The following is a 16254-nucleotide window of genomic DNA, read 5'->3' as shown; positions in this document are numbered from 1 at the left end:
AGTAAACCTTCGCACTTAGACAAAATAACTAATCAGTGATCGAAGGGGGCACTATGAACACTGCACGCCGCACAGGGATCGCCGCGTTACTCGCACTTTCTACCTCCGCAGCCATGGCCAGCAATACGATCTCATTCCAGGGAGCGGTTGTGTATGCGTCCTGCCAAACGGCCGCGCAGAGCCAGGCCGGCTATACAGAGGTAGTCGTAAATTCCTGCGGTAATCAGGGGCTATCAGCCGCCCAGCACATTGCCAAGACTTACCTGGAACCTGTTGTCGGAGAGAGCCACGCCCAATCTGTTGTGGTTGAGAGCCAGTCAGGCCACCTTCAGGAGCGTATTGCGTCTTCTGGTGCGAAGCCGGCCAGCATGCGCTATGTCATTGAGTACCATTAATGGTACTCAATGGTGAATGTGGCCCTGCCATTACCGGTTCCAGCGCCCACGGTGCCTAGCTCGGTCTGGATATAGTAAGCGCGCATGGGCAGGATAAACTCGGCCGAATCGTTAATAGGAGTACGGCCAAGGGCAACGCCTTCACCGAGTGAAACCGTCTGCTCGGTGCCACCCAGGGTCTGGTTAAGTTGAATACCAATGCCGCTAGCTGATGCGGGACCACCATCTATGGCCAGCACGCCCGGCATGTTTGATGAATCCTGGGTTCCATCAAACCTTACCTTGATGAGCCCCTGATCCAGGCCGACGACATTGCCGCCCTGGCAGCGCATGCGGATCTCGAAATCTCTCGGATTCACCCTCGACCCTACCCCGCTAAAATCACGGTTGGAAACCGAGCCAAAGTTAACGGCAATGTTTTTGGATCCCGCCTCAACCTGGCAGGATGATGTCACAATCGTGATCCCCTGCCCCGTCAGCGTGGAGGTGAGAACCGGCCGGTTAATACCAGAGCCATCCAGGTAATAGGTTGAAAACAATCCCGGTGGGCCAACAGGGCCGGAGCCGGTAACCGCCGCCGTCTTCACCAGCTCCACTTTGAAGTACCCGCCAATCAGGTTTAACTGCCGGTTGCCGCTGAAATTTATCTGGTGAGGGTAGTAGGTCGAGATATCACCCGCTTCCCGGTAAAGCCGGATCCCCACACCTGGCACATCCGTTTGATAGACATTCGAAAACCCGGGGACAGCGGCAGGATTGCGCACCAGCTCGCCTCTGGAAAAGCCCCCGAAGTTACAAGACCCGGCATTGTTTTTTGCGGTAATCGGCACTTGCAGCGTCTGAATGATCGCCCCCACGGGCAAGTCCGGCTGGATCAGAACACGGCCCAATTCCATCCGCACATCCTGCGCGCTAAATCCGGATGATACAAAACAAGCCGCATGACCTGTAATACTCAGCAAACACAACATACTGATCGACAAACAGTACGCTGCCAGCCTATCAAGGCGCTCAGTGACAAATCGCATTGGTTTTTTCAAAACCGAACTCCTGTTCCGGAGACGCATCACCAAGTTGATAGGTCAACCTGCATTGCTCCCCACTCCACTTCACCGTCAACATTCCTTGTCTCTGTTCACTGCGGACAAAAATGACACTACTCTGGCCAACCACACCCACTTCATTGCCAGACATATCAAAGACTCGGGCAGCAAAAGGCAGGCTGATGCCATCACGGCGATGTGCTTTTATCAGTATCGGCAGTCCTTTTTCTGTCTCGAATGTCGCCTTGGTGATTGAGCCGGCGTAAGGAGCAAGCTTGCGACTCGTTCCTTTCAGCTCAACATTTCTGTCTATGCCGTTGGGGTCCAGCGTGATTCGATTCATCCGGTAAGGGGTCACATAAGGTAATACCGCATAACCAAAATCATCGACTTCCACACCAGAGGCACTGACCACTCCGGCTCCCTTGGCATCCTTGGCTTCAATAAGCACCATGGTGTCGCCGTGTTGCGGCGTCATGGTGATGCCATCCTTGTGCGCGACAAAGGCACCCCGTGCACCGGCAGAGGCCTGCTGATAATCGTCGCTGTAACTGTAAGAACCATTTACAGAAGCAAAGCGGCTACGGTACTCACCATTTACCCCAACGGTGGAACCGTTCTGTTCGTTGTCGGTTACCCGCATACCGTAGTTGTACTGGTTCCGGTCACCGCCATAGCCATTGATACCGGCCCGGCTGGATGTATAGCCGTCATCATCCAGTGAAACGCCGCCATCAATATATTGCCCGCTATAACCACCACCGATAGGCATGGTGAAAGAAAGATCAAACTGATTATCTGCCTCGCCTTCCTGGGTCGTGGTTCGGATTGCAGAAACGCCATAGCTAACAGATCGGAACCGGTTGTTGTAGCCCATCTGATATTGCTTGGTTTCCCCTTCAACATCCCAGAAATCACGTACGGATCCGGTGAAGTACAAAGACCCGTAGCGGCGACCAAGGGCCTGATTCAATGTCAGCTGAAACTGACTCTTCTGGCTTCTCAGGGCGGCCAGACTCAACTGTTGCTCATCAAACTCTCTGGCAAACATGGCATCCGACAGGCCATAAAACCCTTTTGTGGAGTAACGATAAGCGGCAAGCGTAAAGTTGGTATTGGTCTGATTCAGCATCTTCGAATAGTTGATGCGAACACTGTTGCCAAACTTGTCGTCATTATTCCTGAATTCTGTTTGTGAGCGGGTGACATCAAACGAAAAGGCACCCAGCTCTGTGGCCAGGCCGGCACCCACCAAAACAGAACGATAACCTTGACTGACTGTACTACCCAGGTAACCGGTAATGTCATGATATAGACCGCGCTGGTAAGTGGCCTGCATGAACAGCGGCTCATCTTCCAGTTCGTCATTACGCAGCTGCGCCACGGTAACGCTATGTCGGCTGATTCCTTCTCGCAGCAATTGCGCAATGGAGGAATAGGGCACACTAAAGGAGCGCTGCTGGCCGTCAGCTTCGGTGACAAGCACATCCAGATCCCCCCCGAACCCTGTGGGGTAAAGATCATCAATAACAAAGTTTCCGGGTGATACCGTGGTGCTATAGAGGAGATTACCGTTCTGGCGAACTTCGACACGGGCATTGGTAGAAGCCACGCCCCGAATCACTGGAGCATAACCCCGCATGGAATCGGGCAGCATGCGATCCTCGCTGGAAAGGTTCATGCCTCGATACGCTACGGAATCGAATAACTCACCACTGGTAAAGCTGTCACCAATGGTCAGGTTGCTGCGAATTTCCGAGAACGCACGACGTGCGAATGTTGAAGTCTTCTGAAAATCGTATCCTTCACCGGATCGCCGCGATACGCTGGAGTTATGCCTGAGCTGCCAACCCGCAACATTGACACCGGAATTCAGACCAAGATAAAGATTGTCACTGTTTGAAATGCCAGATCCCGACTCGTCAGCACGGATAGTTGTCGCATTCAGATCATAGCCGATAAACCCGGCATTAATACCACGATCCCATAGCTCAGGATTCACGTAACCCCTCGCTTCGCGACGCAGATTTTCTTGAGGAATTGTCAGGTCCATGCGTAGCGAGGAAATCTCGAGACGAGATTGCGCCTGCCCAATCCATTCGGAAATGGGCTTGCACTTCTCTATCTCACTAACTGGCGCCCCGATAGATTCAAAATCGACACCATAGAACTCAAGATCCTCAGCGCCAAAGCAGGTTTCTGCGCTTTTTCCTCCTGGTACTGACTTGAAAACAATATCCTGTTTGCCAAACCACTGGCCATTCACATACATATCAAGCCGGTACTCACCAGGCGATACAGGATTGCCGTGACTATACAAGGAGGTATCCATGTCTCTTGCTGAACCCATCAGGAAAGATGAGTTGAACGATGCCGGCTTATCCTGTGCATAGGAATTACCACACCAAGCCCCGACAGCCAGGGTAGCCATAACGATAGCTAAGCTTTTATTGATTGATAACGCCGACAGCATTGGCATCCTTACCAGACCTCTAGGCCGTTTATTTCGTTATCGTTGGGATATATCGATGCTGATTTCTACTGCGCCACCAAAATCATTTATCGATGTAAAAACGGCTTTTGTTCCCTGCCTGACATCTTTTTTGAAACCGATATCAAAATCATGCGTTGAGAAAGGCAAAAACATCAGCCCTGTCTCAACCTGATCCGTTTCTCCGCTTTCATGAGCCAGCTCCAACTTGACCACGCTTATGTGGTAGGGCGTCGGGTTTGTGCAACTCATTACTCTTTTTTCTGATTTAAAATCACACTCTAGAGAGTGACTTGATAAGTTCGCTCTACCTGCAAGATCAGCAGGTCGATAAAAAATCTTCAGTCTTGAACGAAATGCCAACTGCATAAGGTTTTTGTCCTCGGCGCTTTCCGGTGCCGGGGGCACTTCAAGAACGTTCAGCCAGAACAAGGATTCCCGGTCAGAGGGCAAATCCCTACCGGTAAAGGTCAATCGCAATGCCTGCCCAGAGCCTGCTTCTATACGGGAAATAGGCGGTGTAATGATGAATGGCGCCGAACTGGAATCCGGTGTTGCATCCTTATCGCCTTCGTCTACCCACGATTGCACCAGCGACGGTGATTCACCTGTGTTGTGAAGTTGCACAGTCACCTCTCGGGCTTTTTGTGGATAAACCACACGGGTGCCGTCAATAATCACACTGGCACTCGCCCACTCTGCTGACAGCAGAAAGCCGCTCAGCAAGAACAGTTTCACTCTTAATAACATTGAATTACCCAGCTCAGAGAGTTGGCAGCCCCCAGGAAACGAGAGCTGCCATCACGTCATCATTGATAGATGATGGTGTACTGAATAGAGGTATTAACCGTACCGGCAGTCGCTGCAGCGGTAGCATAGTATTCAGCATAGTAGTTCAGATCAGCAGCACCGCCCGCGGTTACGTCAACCCACTGGGAGTTGTCCTGCGCACCGCCAGCACCAGCAGCTTGAACAGGGATGAACAGGCTGTTCTCGCCCAGCAGTTGGATTTGTACGTTAGTGGCGGCATCGGCAGCGTTTGCCTGGTTAACCAGACGGCCAGTATCGAAATCAACAGTGGGGCCCGGCTCAAAGTAAGTTGCTACTTTGCCATCGCTGCTGCAGTTAGACAGATTGATGGAAAAAGGCGTACGACCGGCAGTTTGAGCGGCCGCGTTCAGAGTGCTGGCAGACACTGTGGGCAGGGTGACGGTGAAGTCTTTGCCCGCAGGAGTGGTAATTTCGCAGGTCTGATCAGTCACCAGGCCATTGAATGTAATAGTACCGTCTACCGCCAGGGCCGGTGCAGACAATACCGCGATGGCAGAAGCCAGAATAAGCTTGTTCACGCGCATGAAAAGTTCCCTCTTTGGGTGATCGCAACTGAGTTCGCCATTTGTTTTAGTGAAATAGTTCACATAACAGACAGCGGAATGGAACTTAGCACGACTCGAGAAAAGTTATTTGTAAAATTGGATACCTTTGCTTACTTTTTTACACACTCTAATAACGTTTAATCACCCTGATGTCACTTTTATAGTTATTAGCACCTACTTTATTTTTTAGTGACTACGCTTTTATTATTAAAACCCATTAAAATATGAACATGATTCGATATTTATATGCCTCTAGCTATGAGCAATGGGTCCCCCCCCGCACTGGCCGGGAAAACGGTCGACCGTTGATACGCACGAGGGCATTGAAACTGCCTGTCGCAGGTCGGGATAAGCGATGTCAGCGGGGGGAAGGGATGTGATGCAGTGACCGCCAGTGGCGGCAGATTAATAACACCACTGGCACCCGCTGAAGGGGAAAGGATAGAAGCCAGCTGCCGATTGTCTCCGGCGCCTTCAAATGTAAGAGGGTGCCCTACTGTGCTGGAAGTCTTTTGGTTCCTGGTCGTTTTCCTGCGGACCAAGCGCTCGATCGTTGCTACGACCCGAAAACCTTATTTTTTTGCCGGCTGCAGGGTGACCGGTTTAGCCAGGGCATCGCTAGCTTCTGGTGGCTTGGCATCCAGATCTTTTGTCGCCCCGCAGGAAACACATTCCATCCACTGTGTGTCGCCGTCGATGACACGCTGGATCTTGTCCATCTGCCCACATTCCGGGCAGGTGGCACCGGCGATAAATTGGCGTTTCATGGTTGCTCCCTATCCCTCCGCAAGAGCGGCGCTCGAGCCGCTCCTGCGGTGAAATTTTCTAACCGTTAATACCGCAATGGCGCAGTAAGGGTTCCACGCTGGGTTCGCGGCCGCGGAAGGCCTTGAACAGCTCCATGGGTTCGCGGCTGCCTCCCTTGGCAAGAATTTCGCTACGGAAGGCGCGGCCGGTGTCTTCGTTGAATTCGCCTTCTTCCTCGAAACGGGAATAGGCATCCGCGGAAAGCACTTCTGCCCATTTGTAGCTGTAATACCCCGCCGCATAGCCGCCGGCAAAAATGTGCCCGAAGCTGTTGGGGAAACGGTTGAACGAGGGCGGCTGTATCACTGCCACCTGCTGACGTACTTCGTTCAGGACCTGATAGATATCCAGCCCTTCCCGGTACTCGGCATGGATGCGCATGTCGAACAGGGAGAATTCCAGTTGCCGCACCATCTGCATGGCGCCCTGGAAATTTTTCGCCGCCAGCATTTTGTCCAGCTTTTCCTTGGGCAGGGGTTCACCGGTCTCATAGTGGCCGGAAATCAGGGCAATGCCCTCTTCCGTCCAGCACCAGTTTTCCAGGAATTGACTGGGCAGCTCCACCGCATCCCAAGCCACACCGTTGATGCCGGAAATACCGGACACGTCCTGTTCGGTAAGCATGTGATGCAGGCCATGGCCGAACTCGTGGAACAGGGTGACCACTTCATCGTGGGTCAGCAGGCCGGGCTTGCCACCGGCGGGCGGTGCGAAGTTACAGGTCAGGTAGGCCACCGGCGTTTGCAGGCTACCGTCCGGGCGACGGCGGCGAATACGGGCGTCATCCATCCAGGCACCACCCCGCTTGCCAGTGCGGGCATACATATCCAGATAGAAGGCCGCACGCACGCTGCCATCATCGTCCACCAGTTCGTAGAAACCCGCATCCTCGTGCCACAGGTCCACATCGTCACGTTGCCGGAATTGAATCCCGAACAGCTTGCCGACCACGGCAAACATGCCGTTAATCACGGTATCCGCCGGGAACCAGGGGCGCAGCTCTTCCTCGGAAATGCTGTAGCGCTCTTCACGCAGCCGCTCGCTCCAGAAACCGATATCCCAGGGGTTCAGATCGTCGGCACCCTTCTCGGCCGCAAAGGCTCTCAGCTCCGCCAGCTCCTGTTCCGCCTGGGGCTTGGCCCGTTTGGCCAGGTCTTCGAGGAACTGAATCACTTCGTTCACATCACGGGCCATCTTGGTGGCCAGGGACTCTTCACCAAAGTTGGCAAACCCCAGCAGTTGCGCCTGCTCGTGCCGCAATTTGAGGATCTCATCCATGATGGCGGTGTTGTCGAACTGGCCAGCCTGGGGACCCTGATCAGAGGCCTTGGTGGTCCAGGCCACGTACATTTCCTTGCGCAGCTCGGCGTTCTTGCAGTGGCTCATGACGGCAATAAAGACCGGCGCATCCAGCGTCAGCAACCAACCGTCCTTGCCGTCAGCCTTTGCCCGGTCGGCGGCACCGGCTTTGGCACTGTCCGGCAGGCCATCCAGTTCCGCCTCATCGCTGATGTGTTTGGTCCAGGCCTGGGTGGCATCCAGGGTATTGTCGGAAAATTGGCTGGTCAGTTCAGAGAGCCGCTTGGAGTTGGCCATGTACTGCGCTTTCTTGTCATCCGGCAAATCCACCCCGGAGAGGCGGAAATCGCGCAGGGTATTTTCAATGTCTTTCTGCTGGGCTTCGCTGAGCGAGCTCCATTCATCACTGTCACGCAGCGCCTGGTAGGCGGCACACAGCTGCGCGTTCTGACCCACTTCGGTGCCATACTCGCTGAGCAGCGGCAGGCAGCTGTTGTAGGCATTACGCAGGGCTTCATTCTGGGCCACCGCATTGAGATGCCCAGCGGGGCCAAAGGCTTTGCCCAGGCGGTCGTCTTCCTCATCCAGGGCTTGCACCAGATGGGCGTAATCGAACTTGCCCTGGGCCAGCACCTGCTGGATGCGTTCGCGGCCATCCGCCACCAGTTGCTCCACGGCGGGCAATACATGCTCCGGCTGGATTTTGGAAAACGGCGGCAGTTCCGGGTAGTCAATCAGCGGGTTGTTGCTCATGGGTGTCCTGTCCTGGTTCTGTCTGCGCTGCCGGCAAGCGCTGACGAGCACTCTCGTCCGGCTGCAGCAGCGTCTGGAAAATCAGCCACTTGCTCAGCAGGAAAACGCCAAGCAAGATCAGTATGGCAATCAGTATACGGGTGGGGGGCTTGTTCATGGGCCTCCCTGACGATGACATTCAGCTATCGAGTTTATCAGTGATGGGGATTCGCCGCTTTGAAGACAAGGCCCCGCAGTTGGGCGAACGGGTATTTGTCGACCCGGATGCCACCGTAATCGGTGACGTGACCCTGGGGGATGACTGCTCCGTCTGGCCGCGGGCGGTGATTCGCGGGGATATGCATGCCATCCACATCGGCGCCCGGGTCAGCGTCCAGGACAACGCGGTGCTGCACATCACCCACGATTCCCGTTTCAACCCGGGCGGCTTCGCCCTGCAGATCGGTGACGATGTGACCCTCGCCCACCAGGCCATGCTGCACGGCTGCACCCTGGGCAACCGGGTGATGGTAGGCATGCAGGCCATCATCATGGATGGTGCCGTGGTGGAAGACGATGTCATCGTCGCCGCCGGCTCCCTGGTGGGGCCAGGGAAACGGCTGGAAAGTGGTTACCTCTACCGCGGCCAGCCGGCCCGGCAGGTGCGTGCCCTCACCGAGGAAGAGCGGGAATTTCTGCCTTATGTGGCCGGGAATTATGTGCGGCTGAAGGATCGGTATCTGGGTGAGGAGGGGTAAAGAGACTAACTGTAGCAGCTGCACTAGAGCCGCGAACCGAGCGTAGCGAGGGGAATGAAGATCAATCTAGCCGTCGTTCTGTTATTTCTGAAACCTGTCGAGCTCTGAGATTCCTGATCGCCCTGCGGGCGATTTCCGCGCAAGCGCGGTTCGCCATGCAAGCATAGCTCCTACAGCGGCTTCGTAGAGAACACGGATTTCGTGGGAACTTCTTGGCCTTTCCCTATCCAACCAGCGTAGCTCGTAGCTAAATTCTCCACATAAACGACATATTCCCGAAACTCAGAATATCGTCGCTGTCACGAATCGGCGATGAAGACCCCTGCAAGGTCAGCGTGAAGGAAAAATCATCCAGACGGATGCCGCCGCCGAGAACCAGCCCGAGAATACCGTCACGGGACTCAACATCATAAGGGCCACTGTTTTCTTCCAGATAGGAATAACCGATGTATTCGCCAAAGCTGGCGAAAAAGACTTCCCAGCCAAACCCCTCACCATCGAACAACCCCACCAGGGAACCGGCGGTACCAATGCCCGCATAATCAGGAATAAAGTTACGCGGCAGGTTCTGACCGATACGCCAGAACCCGCCAACCTTGGCGGTGCCGTTGAAGTTATTGGCATCCACTCCCCAGGCGTAACCCACTTCACTTTCCAACGAGCGACCGGAATAGCGCATCAGACGACGGGCATTGATAAAGTAGGCTCCCCCGATCAAATCTGAGCCAAGCTGGTTATCCCAGCCTTGTGGCTCCGTGGAGCCCGTCACTTTATGTACCACTTTCTGCGACTGCTCAGCGCCTGAATCAGGCCCCACAACGCCAACACGCACGCCATAGCCGAACAAACTATTTCCATTCCAGCTGAACAACCCCAGCTCCAGATTGCTGTAGCCCACGTAGGGCAGATCATTGAAGTCCGGCGTCTCACGCGCAATGTCAGACGGCGTAATCATGATCTGTTCCAGGCTCAGGGTCAGTGCATGCTTTTCATCATCCAGGCCGATGCCGGGCAGTGGGTCCAGCGCAGCGGCCAGACCGCAGGTAAACGTCCCATTGCGATCACAACGGTCATGGGCATCACCCACCCAGCTGATGCGCACGCCATTGGTGTACTGGCCGTCGGAACCGACAAACAGATCGTTATCCCAGGAAAAACCGAAGGTGGACGCCTGGCAAGAGAGAGGAAACAAGCAGGAAAGGGCCAACAGAACACGCGGGGGCATGGCCATTCCTCTCGGTAAAATGACGTTCCCCGCGATCAACATCAAAAACGCCACCGCCGCTGCATGACCAGAAAGGCGAACGATGCGGACCAGGTGATCAGTATCAGTCCGTTCAGCGCCTCTACGCCGGCAATCAGTCGCAACGTCCCAAGAGGATACAGGTCACCCAGCCCCAGTGAGGTGTAGCAGGCGGTGGAGAAATACAGGTGATCCAGGAAACTGCCATCTACCGCACCGGCCAGGTCCATGGCGGTATCGCCCCGATCCAGAATCAGATAGACCCAGGCATAAAGCGTTACCTCCACCATATGGGCGATAAACATGACCATTACCACCAGCAGGATCTCACCGCGGAAATTCGACCAGCGCTTGAGCAATGTGGACAAACCCGCCAGGGCCCAGTAGTGCAGTGTCACGGTGGTGAGCACCATGGCCAGACTGACCATGGAGGCAAACAGCACTTCACTCATCACCGCACTTTCCGCCATAACGCTAGCGCAGCCCTGCAATTACCGGCGCGCTGTCCGGGCGCCAGCCACGCCAGATTTCAAAGGCTTCTGCGGCCTGCTCCACCAGCATGCCCAAACCATCGGCGGTGGCTGCCGCGCCCTGTTGTTGCGCCCAGCGCATGAAAGGCGTGGGCTCGCTGCCGTACACCATGTCATAAGCCACGGCGCCTGCTGCCAGCAGTCCCTCCGGCAAAGGCGGCATCTCGCCATGAAGGCCGGCAGAGATCGCATTGATCACCAGATCGAACTGCCCGGTCAGGTTATCCAGTCCGCTACCCAGTACCGGCGGGTTCTTTCCATCCATAAAACCGCGAGCCAGAACCGCGGCTTTTTCCTCAGTGCGGTTGGCAATGCGCACCAGCGTCGGTGCTTGCGTCAGCAACGGCCCCATGACACCACGCACCGCACCGCCAGCACCGAGTACCAGCACCCGCTTGCCCTGAATGGACCAGCCAAGATTGTCGCGGATATCTTTCACCAGCCCGGCACCATCGGTGTTGTCGCCATGGAGCTGATCGCCATCCCACCACAGGGTGTTCACCGCACCCGCCTGGCCAGCGCGCTCGGTGACCGCATCACACAGATCGAAGGCCTGCTCTTTGAAGGGCACGGTCACATTGGCGCCCAGGCCTCCTTCTTCACGAAAGGCGTTTACCGTGCCGGCGAAATCATCCAGTGGCGCTTCGCGCTTTTCATAACGCAGATCATCGTCGCGCTGGGCAGCAAAGGCATGATGAATATCCGGGGAGCGGGAATGGGCCACCGGATTGCCGAACACACAATACAGGGCTGTCATAACCACTCCCGGTGAATCAGGAATTTCTGGTAGAGCTCGATCTCCGCGCTGTCCGGCTGCGGGTGCCAGTCATAATCCCAGCGCACCAGTGGCGGTAGGGACATGAGGATGGATTCGGTGCGCCCGCCGGATTGCAACCCGAAGATGGTGCCGCGATCGTAGACCAGGTTGAATTCCACATAACGCCCTCGCCGATAGAGCTGGAACTGGCGCTCCCGGTCGCCATAATCATGGTCTTTACGCCGGGCCACAAGGGGCCGATAGGCCTGGATATAAGCATCACCGACACTGCGCATCAGCGCAAAACTGGTATCGAAATCGAAGCGATTCAGGTCATCGAAAAACAATCCGCCCACACCACGTGGCTCGTCGCGATGCTTTATATAAAAATAGTCATCGCACCAGCTTTTGAACTCCGGATAGATATCGTCACCGAAAGGGTCACAGGCCTCCTTGGCGGTCTGGTGCCAGTGCACCACATCCTCTTCGAAACCATAAAAAGGCGTTAGATCAAAACCGCCGCCGAACCACCACACCGGGTCTTCGCCCTCTTTTTCGGCGACAAAAAAGCGCACGTTGGCATGGCTGGTGGGCACGTAGGGGTTCTTCGGGTGAATCACCAGCGACACCCCCATGGCCTGAAAACTGCGACCCGCCAATTCCGGGCGGGCGGCGGTGGCGGACGGCGGCAACTGATTGCCGAACACATGGGAAAAATTCACCCCGCCCTTTTCAATCACGGCACCGTTTTCCAGCACCCGGCTGCGGCCGCCGCCGCCCTGCTCCCGGTCCCAACTGTCTTCACGGAAGGTGGCGCTGCCATCTTCCTCGGCCAATTCCGCGCAAATGCGATCCTGAAGGCCCAGCAGGTAGTCCTTCACCGCCTGCAGTGATACCTCTGACATGCCGTCTCCCGGTTCGAATACTTGGCTTAAGCGCGCAAGGTGCGGCCACTTTCCAGATCAATAATGGTAGAGGGTTTGGCGGCCCGGTCACAGGCGCCACTGACAATAAAGTCCAGCCGCTCGCCAAGCTGGCGGGCCACCTGGAACTGATTACGGGCCGCCGGGCGACCACTGATATTGGCACTGGTGGAGATGATCGGCTGACCCACCGCCCGGCACAGGTCCCGGGCCAGGGGGTGATCCGGCACCCGCACCGCCACTTTGCTGAAGGCGCCGCGTACCCAGGCGGGCACGCTATCGTCGGCGTCAATCAGATAGGTCAGCGGTGCCGGCCATTGTCCTGACACTTGCTTACGCTGACTGTCGGTAAGGCGGATATAGGGCTCCAGTTGTGCCAGGTCTGCGCCGATCAGAATCAGGCCCTTGCTCACCGGGCGCTCCTTGATGGCCAACAGCCGCAATACTGCCTCTTCATTGAAAGGGTCACAGCCCAGCCCATAGACCGACTCGGTGGGATAAGCCACCACACCACCGGCCTGAATGATCTGTGCGGCGCTATGCAGATGCTGGTACATGACGAACTCGCCCTGAAAGAAAGACGGGAAAATACCCTGCATGGGATGCCGGCTCAAGGGAGAGCTAATGATTGCCTGGCTAAAGTGGCACCGGTGACAGGCGTTTTGCCGTGAGCGCCTTTTTGCCTTTCTTCACCTCGGTGGTTTCACACTCCACCTCCTCACCCGGTGTGAACGCCCACTCCTCACCGTCTGGCATGGTGCCGATAATCCGGTAGCGCATACCACCCACATGGACCGCATCCACCACACGCCACTCTCCTTGTCCTCGCAGCAGGGGCACATAGATCTCGAACATGGCACACCTCGAATACAGACTCCCTGACACCTTCAACATTCCGCCCCTGGCCCGCAAAGGTCAAATCCGGGAAGCCTCCTTCAGGAACGATTCTTTCGGGCGGCTCCTGCAGGGTGATCGTCGCTAGGCCGCACCGCTGCGCTTCAGATAACCGCCGGCCACTCGCTCTACCCAGCCTTCCAGTTCCAGCTCTGAAAGCTGCCCGGCCAGGTCAGTGATTGGCATCCCGGTGCGCTCCTGCAGGGCATCCAGGGAATTGAGGCCACCGGTCAGGTACTGGAGCAGCGCAGGCAAGTCCGCCTCATCAACCCCGGCCGCTTCCACACTGCGCCGGAAGTCCCCAAAGGCGTGGAAAATATCCTCTCGGGATTCCAACCAGCTGGCACCATCACGCAATAGCTGGTGACAGCCCTTGCTCAAGGGATTGTGAATACTGCCGGGAATGGCGAATACCTCGCGACCCTGGGCAAGAGCCGTGCGAGCGGTAATCAGGGAACCGCTCTTGATGGCAGCTTCCACCACAATGGTGCCCAGACTCAGCCCGCTGATCACCCGATTGCGCTGGGGGAACTGGGCCGGCAGTGGCGGTGCACCGGGGGCAAACTCCGTGACCAGAGCACCACCGGCCGCCACGATCTGGCCAGCCAGTACCGCATTGCGGGGCGGGTAAATGCGATCCGGACCACTACCAAGCACCGCAACGGTACGTCCGCTGCTGATCGCCCCCCGATGCGCCGCCGCATCGACCCCCAGAGCCAGACCACTGACGATCACGAAACCACTGCCAGCAAGATCCCGGGCAAAACGGCGACTGTTGTCCAGCCCGTCCGCTGACGCATTGCGCGCACCGACGATGGCAAGACCGGGCGCATTCAGCGCCGCCACACTGCCGCGCACCGCCAGCACCCCGGGGGCATCCCCGAGCTGGGCCAACAGGGATGGGTAACCCGCATCTCCCAGCGCCAGCCAGTACCAACCTTGCTCACGCAGATGCTCGTAATGCGCGGTCAGGGAACCGGTATTATCCAGCAGCTTGCGCCGCGCTTTCAGGCCAGCCGGCAATAGGGGAAGGTAATCGGCCAGCGCAGTGCGGTCGATGGGTTGCTGTTTCAGAGCACGGCCCAGGGCCGCGGAAGACGGGGAAAACAACGCCTGCAATAGCAGGCGTTTGTATTGTCCGTCCATCGCCCACCTCCTTGTGTGCGTTTGACGGGTTGTCAGGAGCCGAAACTCCGGCGGTGAGCGCTACCGCGATTTAATAAATCAGTAGCTGCCCGCCGGGCTTTCGGCGACATCATTCATGTAGATAGGCCGCTGGGATTCCATGATCAAGCCATAGCTGACCTTGTCGAAGACACGGAAGATCACCATGGAACCGGTTCTTTCCCGGGGCAGCTGCACCCGGTCGCCACGCTGGCGATCACGGACCACCTCACCCTGGCCGAACACATCCAGCACATTGCCTTCTTCCAGACCATCACGCAGACCCTTGTTGATCACCACCACATCGTTACGGGCCACGCTGTTGATGCGATCAAAGAAGCGGATTATCTTGGCTTCGATCTTGGTATCCGGCGCCGACGGGTACAACACGGAGCGAACCCGGCGATCTTCGGTAGAGAACAGCCGATCATCGATACGCAGATCTTCGTTGGACTTGGTTACCCTGAGGGTCACCATATCCTCTTCCTGACCAGCCACCCGACCCAGACCGATCTGCCGGGCCTCATAGCCAAGCACTTCGTTGGTATCCGGGTCCACATACTGCTCACCGGTACGGTAGATACCATAGCTCTGATCCAGATTTTCCCACTGAGTCAGGGCATCACGCGCATAAACGGTGTCGCCTTCGCCGTAGATCACCCGGCGATCACGCCCCCCGACAATGTAGGGAGCCTCGGCAATCTCCTGGCGGCTGACCACCAAGCCTTCCTTCAGATAAGCAGCAATGGCGCCGGCAGGAATGGCAGGGATAGCCTCATCATTGGCAATCTCGCGCACTTTCGGAGTGAGCTTGACCGTGCCGTTGGGCAGGGTCTTCTCTTCCACACCACGCTTGACCGACAGCCGGGGCTCTCCATCCACATAGGTGAGACGAATTTCATCACCGGGATAGATAAGATGGGGATTACTGATTTCTTCATTGATCTGCCAGATCTCTGGCCATTGCCAGGGTTCTTGCAGAAAACGGGCGCTGATATCCCAAAGGGTATCGCCATTCTTGACGAAATATTTGCCGGGATGCCCCTCTTTGAGCATGACCTGGGCAGCCGCCAGGCCGGATAAAGACACTAACAGCCCGAAGGCCAGGGCGCGCTGGACCGATTTCATCATCATCGGATTCCTTTTATCATTATTGGACTCATCCCCGAGAGCGGCCGTGGACCGGTTTTCACGGACACGGTTTCTTTTGGATATTAGCAATGCGATCATATATTTAGCAACCGAAATTCGAGTGCTATCGCAACTTCCGAGAAGGTACATGGCCAAACTGGAAATACTGGAATTCCCTGACCCCCGGCTACGCACGGTAGCAAAGCCTGTGGAAAAGGTAGATGACGAGCTTCGCAAACTGATCGACGACATGTTCGAAACCATGTACGCCTGCCCGGGCATCGGCCTGGCCGCCACCCAGGTGGATGTGCATCAGCGGCTGATCGTGATGGACCTGTCCGAGGACCAGACCCAGCCCCGCGTGTTCATCAACCCGGAGATCACCCCGCTCACCGATGAGGTGGCCCCTTATGAAGAGGGCTGTCTGTCCGTGCCCGGCTTCTACGAGAAGGTACAACGCCCGGCCCGGGTACGTATCAAGGCGCTGGATCGTGACGGCAATACCTTCGAGGAAGAAGCCGACGAACTGCTGGCCACCTGTATCCAGCACGAGATCGACCACCTGGATGGCAAGCTGTTCGTGGACTATGTGTCCCGGCTGAAGCGCGATCGCATCAAGAAGAAACTGGAAAAGATCCACCGCCAGCAAGCTTAAAGACAGCTCCAAGCCACAAGGAACAAGCCGCAAGGAAAGGCAAAATCTTCGCGCCC

Annotated in this window: 18 protein-coding genes; 3 read left to right on the top strand and 15 right to left on the bottom strand. The window is 56.3% G+C overall.

All coding sequences use genetic code 11. The annotated features are described in order from the left end of the window. Positions 1-53 precede the first annotated feature (53 nt). Positions 54-395: a hypothetical protein gene (locus Q0Y02_RS10970; protein ID WP_297767998.1), complete on the top strand. Its 342-nt coding sequence runs from the start codon at positions 54-56 to the stop codon at positions 393-395. Here Q0Y02_RS10970 and Q0Y02_RS10965 read toward each other — a convergent pair. The 7 genes from Q0Y02_RS10965 to Q0Y02_RS10935 form a co-directional block, all read right to left on the bottom strand. Continuing rightward, the gene (locus Q0Y02_RS10965) at positions 392-1435 is read right to left on the bottom strand and encodes a fimbrial protein (RefSeq protein ID WP_297767995.1); all 1044 of its coding nucleotides are present in this window, start codon (positions 1433-1435) and stop codon (positions 392-394) included. The genes Q0Y02_RS10970 and Q0Y02_RS10965 overlap by 4 nt on opposite strands. Continuing rightward, a complete protein-coding gene (locus Q0Y02_RS10960; RefSeq protein WP_297767992.1) occupies positions 1407-3917 on the bottom strand; it encodes a fimbria/pilus outer membrane usher protein in 2511 nt (836 codons plus the stop codon). Before Q0Y02_RS10960 ends, Q0Y02_RS10965 begins: the two co-directional genes overlap by 29 nt. 30 nt (positions 3918-3947) lie before the next feature. Further along, positions 3948-4667 carry a fimbria/pilus periplasmic chaperone gene (locus tag Q0Y02_RS10955; RefSeq protein WP_297767989.1) on the bottom strand — a complete coding sequence of 240 codons (720 nt, stop codon included), beginning with the start codon at positions 4665-4667 and terminating at the stop codon, positions 3948-3950. A gap of 71 nt (positions 4668-4738) precedes the next feature. Continuing rightward, positions 4739-5284 carry a fimbrial protein gene (locus Q0Y02_RS10950; protein WP_297767986.1) on the bottom strand — a complete coding sequence of 182 codons (546 nt, stop codon included), beginning with the start codon at positions 5282-5284 and terminating at the stop codon, positions 4739-4741. A 593-nt stretch (positions 5285-5877) separates the two neighbouring features. Further along, positions 5878-6072 (bottom strand): YheV family putative metal-binding protein, encoded by a 195-nt coding sequence (locus tag Q0Y02_RS10945; RefSeq protein WP_297767981.1) that lies wholly within the window; start codon positions 6070-6072, stop codon positions 5878-5880. A 58-nt stretch (positions 6073-6130) separates the two neighbouring features. Continuing rightward, a complete protein-coding gene (prlC, locus tag Q0Y02_RS10940) occupies positions 6131-8164 on the bottom strand; it encodes an oligopeptidase A (protein WP_297767978.1) in 2034 nt (677 codons plus the stop codon). Continuing rightward, a complete protein-coding gene (locus Q0Y02_RS10935) occupies positions 8142-8321 on the bottom strand; it encodes a hypothetical protein (protein ID WP_297767976.1) in 180 nt (59 codons plus the stop codon). Before Q0Y02_RS10935 ends, prlC begins: the two co-directional genes overlap by 23 nt. A 43-nt stretch (positions 8322-8364) precedes the next feature. Here Q0Y02_RS10935 and Q0Y02_RS10930 point away from each other — a divergent pair, with 43 nt between their 5' ends. Continuing rightward, positions 8365-8901 (top strand): gamma carbonic anhydrase family protein, encoded by a 537-nt coding sequence (locus Q0Y02_RS10930; protein WP_297768098.1) that lies wholly within the window; start codon positions 8365-8367, stop codon positions 8899-8901. Between the two features lie 247 nt (positions 8902-9148). On the opposite strand, the gene Q0Y02_RS10925 is transcribed toward Q0Y02_RS10930, so the two are convergent. From Q0Y02_RS10925 to Q0Y02_RS10890, 8 genes are all read right to left on the bottom strand, one after another. After that, complete coding sequence (locus Q0Y02_RS10925; protein ID WP_297767974.1) at positions 9149-10126, bottom strand: lipid A deacylase LpxR family protein; 978 nt, start codon at positions 10124-10126, stop codon at positions 9149-9151. Between the two features lie 41 nt (positions 10127-10167). Next, the gene (locus Q0Y02_RS10920; protein ID WP_297767971.1) at positions 10168-10596 is read right to left on the bottom strand and encodes an ion channel; all 429 of its coding nucleotides are present in this window, start codon (positions 10594-10596) and stop codon (positions 10168-10170) included. 22 nt (positions 10597-10618) lie between these two features. Next, complete coding sequence (gene aroE / locus Q0Y02_RS10915) at positions 10619-11431, bottom strand: shikimate dehydrogenase (protein WP_297767967.1); 813 nt, start codon at positions 11429-11431, stop codon at positions 10619-10621. Beyond that, positions 11428-12336, bottom strand: coding sequence for an oxygen-dependent coproporphyrinogen oxidase (hemF, locus tag Q0Y02_RS10910; RefSeq protein ID WP_297767965.1), 909 nt, complete (start codon positions 12334-12336; stop codon positions 11428-11430). The genes aroE and hemF overlap by 4 nt, the downstream gene beginning before the upstream one ends. 26 nt (positions 12337-12362) lie before the next feature. Continuing rightward, on the bottom strand, positions 12363-12953 hold the full coding sequence (locus tag Q0Y02_RS10905; protein ID WP_297767962.1) for an L-threonylcarbamoyladenylate synthase: 591 nt from the start codon (positions 12951-12953) through the stop codon (positions 12363-12365). Between the two features lie 37 nt (positions 12954-12990). Next, complete coding sequence (locus Q0Y02_RS10900) at positions 12991-13209, bottom strand: hypothetical protein (protein WP_297767959.1); 219 nt, start codon at positions 13207-13209, stop codon at positions 12991-12993. A gap of 123 nt (positions 13210-13332) precedes the next feature. Further along, positions 13333-14394 carry a DNA-processing protein DprA gene (gene dprA / locus Q0Y02_RS10895; RefSeq protein WP_297767957.1) on the bottom strand — a complete coding sequence of 354 codons (1062 nt, stop codon included), beginning with the start codon at positions 14392-14394 and terminating at the stop codon, positions 13333-13335. A gap of 78 nt (positions 14395-14472) precedes the next feature. Continuing rightward, on the bottom strand, positions 14473-15546 hold the full coding sequence (locus Q0Y02_RS10890) for a LysM domain-containing protein (protein ID WP_297767954.1): 1074 nt from the start codon (positions 15544-15546) through the stop codon (positions 14473-14475). Between the two features lie 145 nt (positions 15547-15691). On the opposite strand from Q0Y02_RS10890, the gene def reads away from it, so the two are divergent. Then, positions 15692-16198: a peptide deformylase gene (gene def / locus Q0Y02_RS10885; protein WP_297767951.1), complete on the top strand. Its 507-nt coding sequence runs from the start codon at positions 15692-15694 to the stop codon at positions 16196-16198. Positions 16199-16254: the final 56 nt, after the last annotated feature.

Origin of the sequence: uncultured Alcanivorax sp., from assembly GCF_947258575.1 — a bacterium.
In the GTDB taxonomy this organism is placed as follows: Bacteria; Pseudomonadota; Gammaproteobacteria; order Pseudomonadales; family Alcanivoracaceae; genus Alcanivorax.
This window is presented reverse-complemented; position numbering and strand designations above follow the sequence as displayed.

Bases quoted from the DNA above. Each gene is read 5' to 3' on its own strand.
- Q0Y02_RS10970 (WP_297767998.1), top strand. From the start codon at position 54: ATGAACACTGCACGCCGCACAGGGATCGCCGCGTTACTCGCACTTTCT.
- Q0Y02_RS10960 (WP_297767992.1), bottom strand. From the start codon at position 3,917: ATGCCAATGCTGTCGGCGTTATCAATCAATAAAAGCTTAGCTATCGTT.
- Q0Y02_RS10950 (WP_297767986.1), bottom strand. From the start codon at position 5,284: ATGCGCGTGAACAAGCTTATTCTGGCTTCTGCCATCGCGGTATTGTCT.
- Q0Y02_RS10945 (WP_297767981.1), bottom strand. From the start codon at position 6,072: ATGAAACGCCAATTTATCGCCGGTGCCACCTGCCCGGAATGTGGGCAG.
- prlC (WP_297767978.1), bottom strand. From the start codon at position 8,164: ATGAGCAACAACCCGCTGATTGACTACCCGGAACTGCCGCCGTTTTCC.
- Q0Y02_RS10935 (WP_297767976.1), bottom strand. From the start codon at position 8,321: ATGAACAAGCCCCCCACCCGTATACTGATTGCCATACTGATCTTGCTT.
- Q0Y02_RS10930 (WP_297768098.1), top strand. From the start codon at position 8,365: ATGGGGATTCGCCGCTTTGAAGACAAGGCCCCGCAGTTGGGCGAACGG.
- Q0Y02_RS10925 (WP_297767974.1), bottom strand. From the start codon at position 10,126: ATGCCCCCGCGTGTTCTGTTGGCCCTTTCCTGCTTGTTTCCTCTCTCT.
- Q0Y02_RS10920 (WP_297767971.1), bottom strand. From the start codon at position 10,596: ATGAGTGAAGTGCTGTTTGCCTCCATGGTCAGTCTGGCCATGGTGCTC.
- aroE (WP_297767967.1), bottom strand. From the start codon at position 11,431: ATGACAGCCCTGTATTGTGTGTTCGGCAATCCGGTGGCCCATTCCCGC.
- hemF (WP_297767965.1), bottom strand. From the start codon at position 12,336: ATGTCAGAGGTATCACTGCAGGCGGTGAAGGACTACCTGCTGGGCCTT.
- Q0Y02_RS10905 (WP_297767962.1), bottom strand. From the start codon at position 12,953: ATGCAGGGTATTTTCCCGTCTTTCTTTCAGGGCGAGTTCGTCATGTAC.
- Q0Y02_RS10900 (WP_297767959.1), bottom strand. From the start codon at position 13,209: ATGTTCGAGATCTATGTGCCCCTGCTGCGAGGACAAGGAGAGTGGCGT.
- dprA (WP_297767957.1), bottom strand. From the start codon at position 14,394: ATGGACGGACAATACAAACGCCTGCTATTGCAGGCGTTGTTTTCCCCG.
- Q0Y02_RS10890 (WP_297767954.1), bottom strand. From the start codon at position 15,546: ATGATGATGAAATCGGTCCAGCGCGCCCTGGCCTTCGGGCTGTTAGTG.
- def (WP_297767951.1), top strand. From the start codon at position 15,692: ATGGCCAAACTGGAAATACTGGAATTCCCTGACCCCCGGCTACGCACG.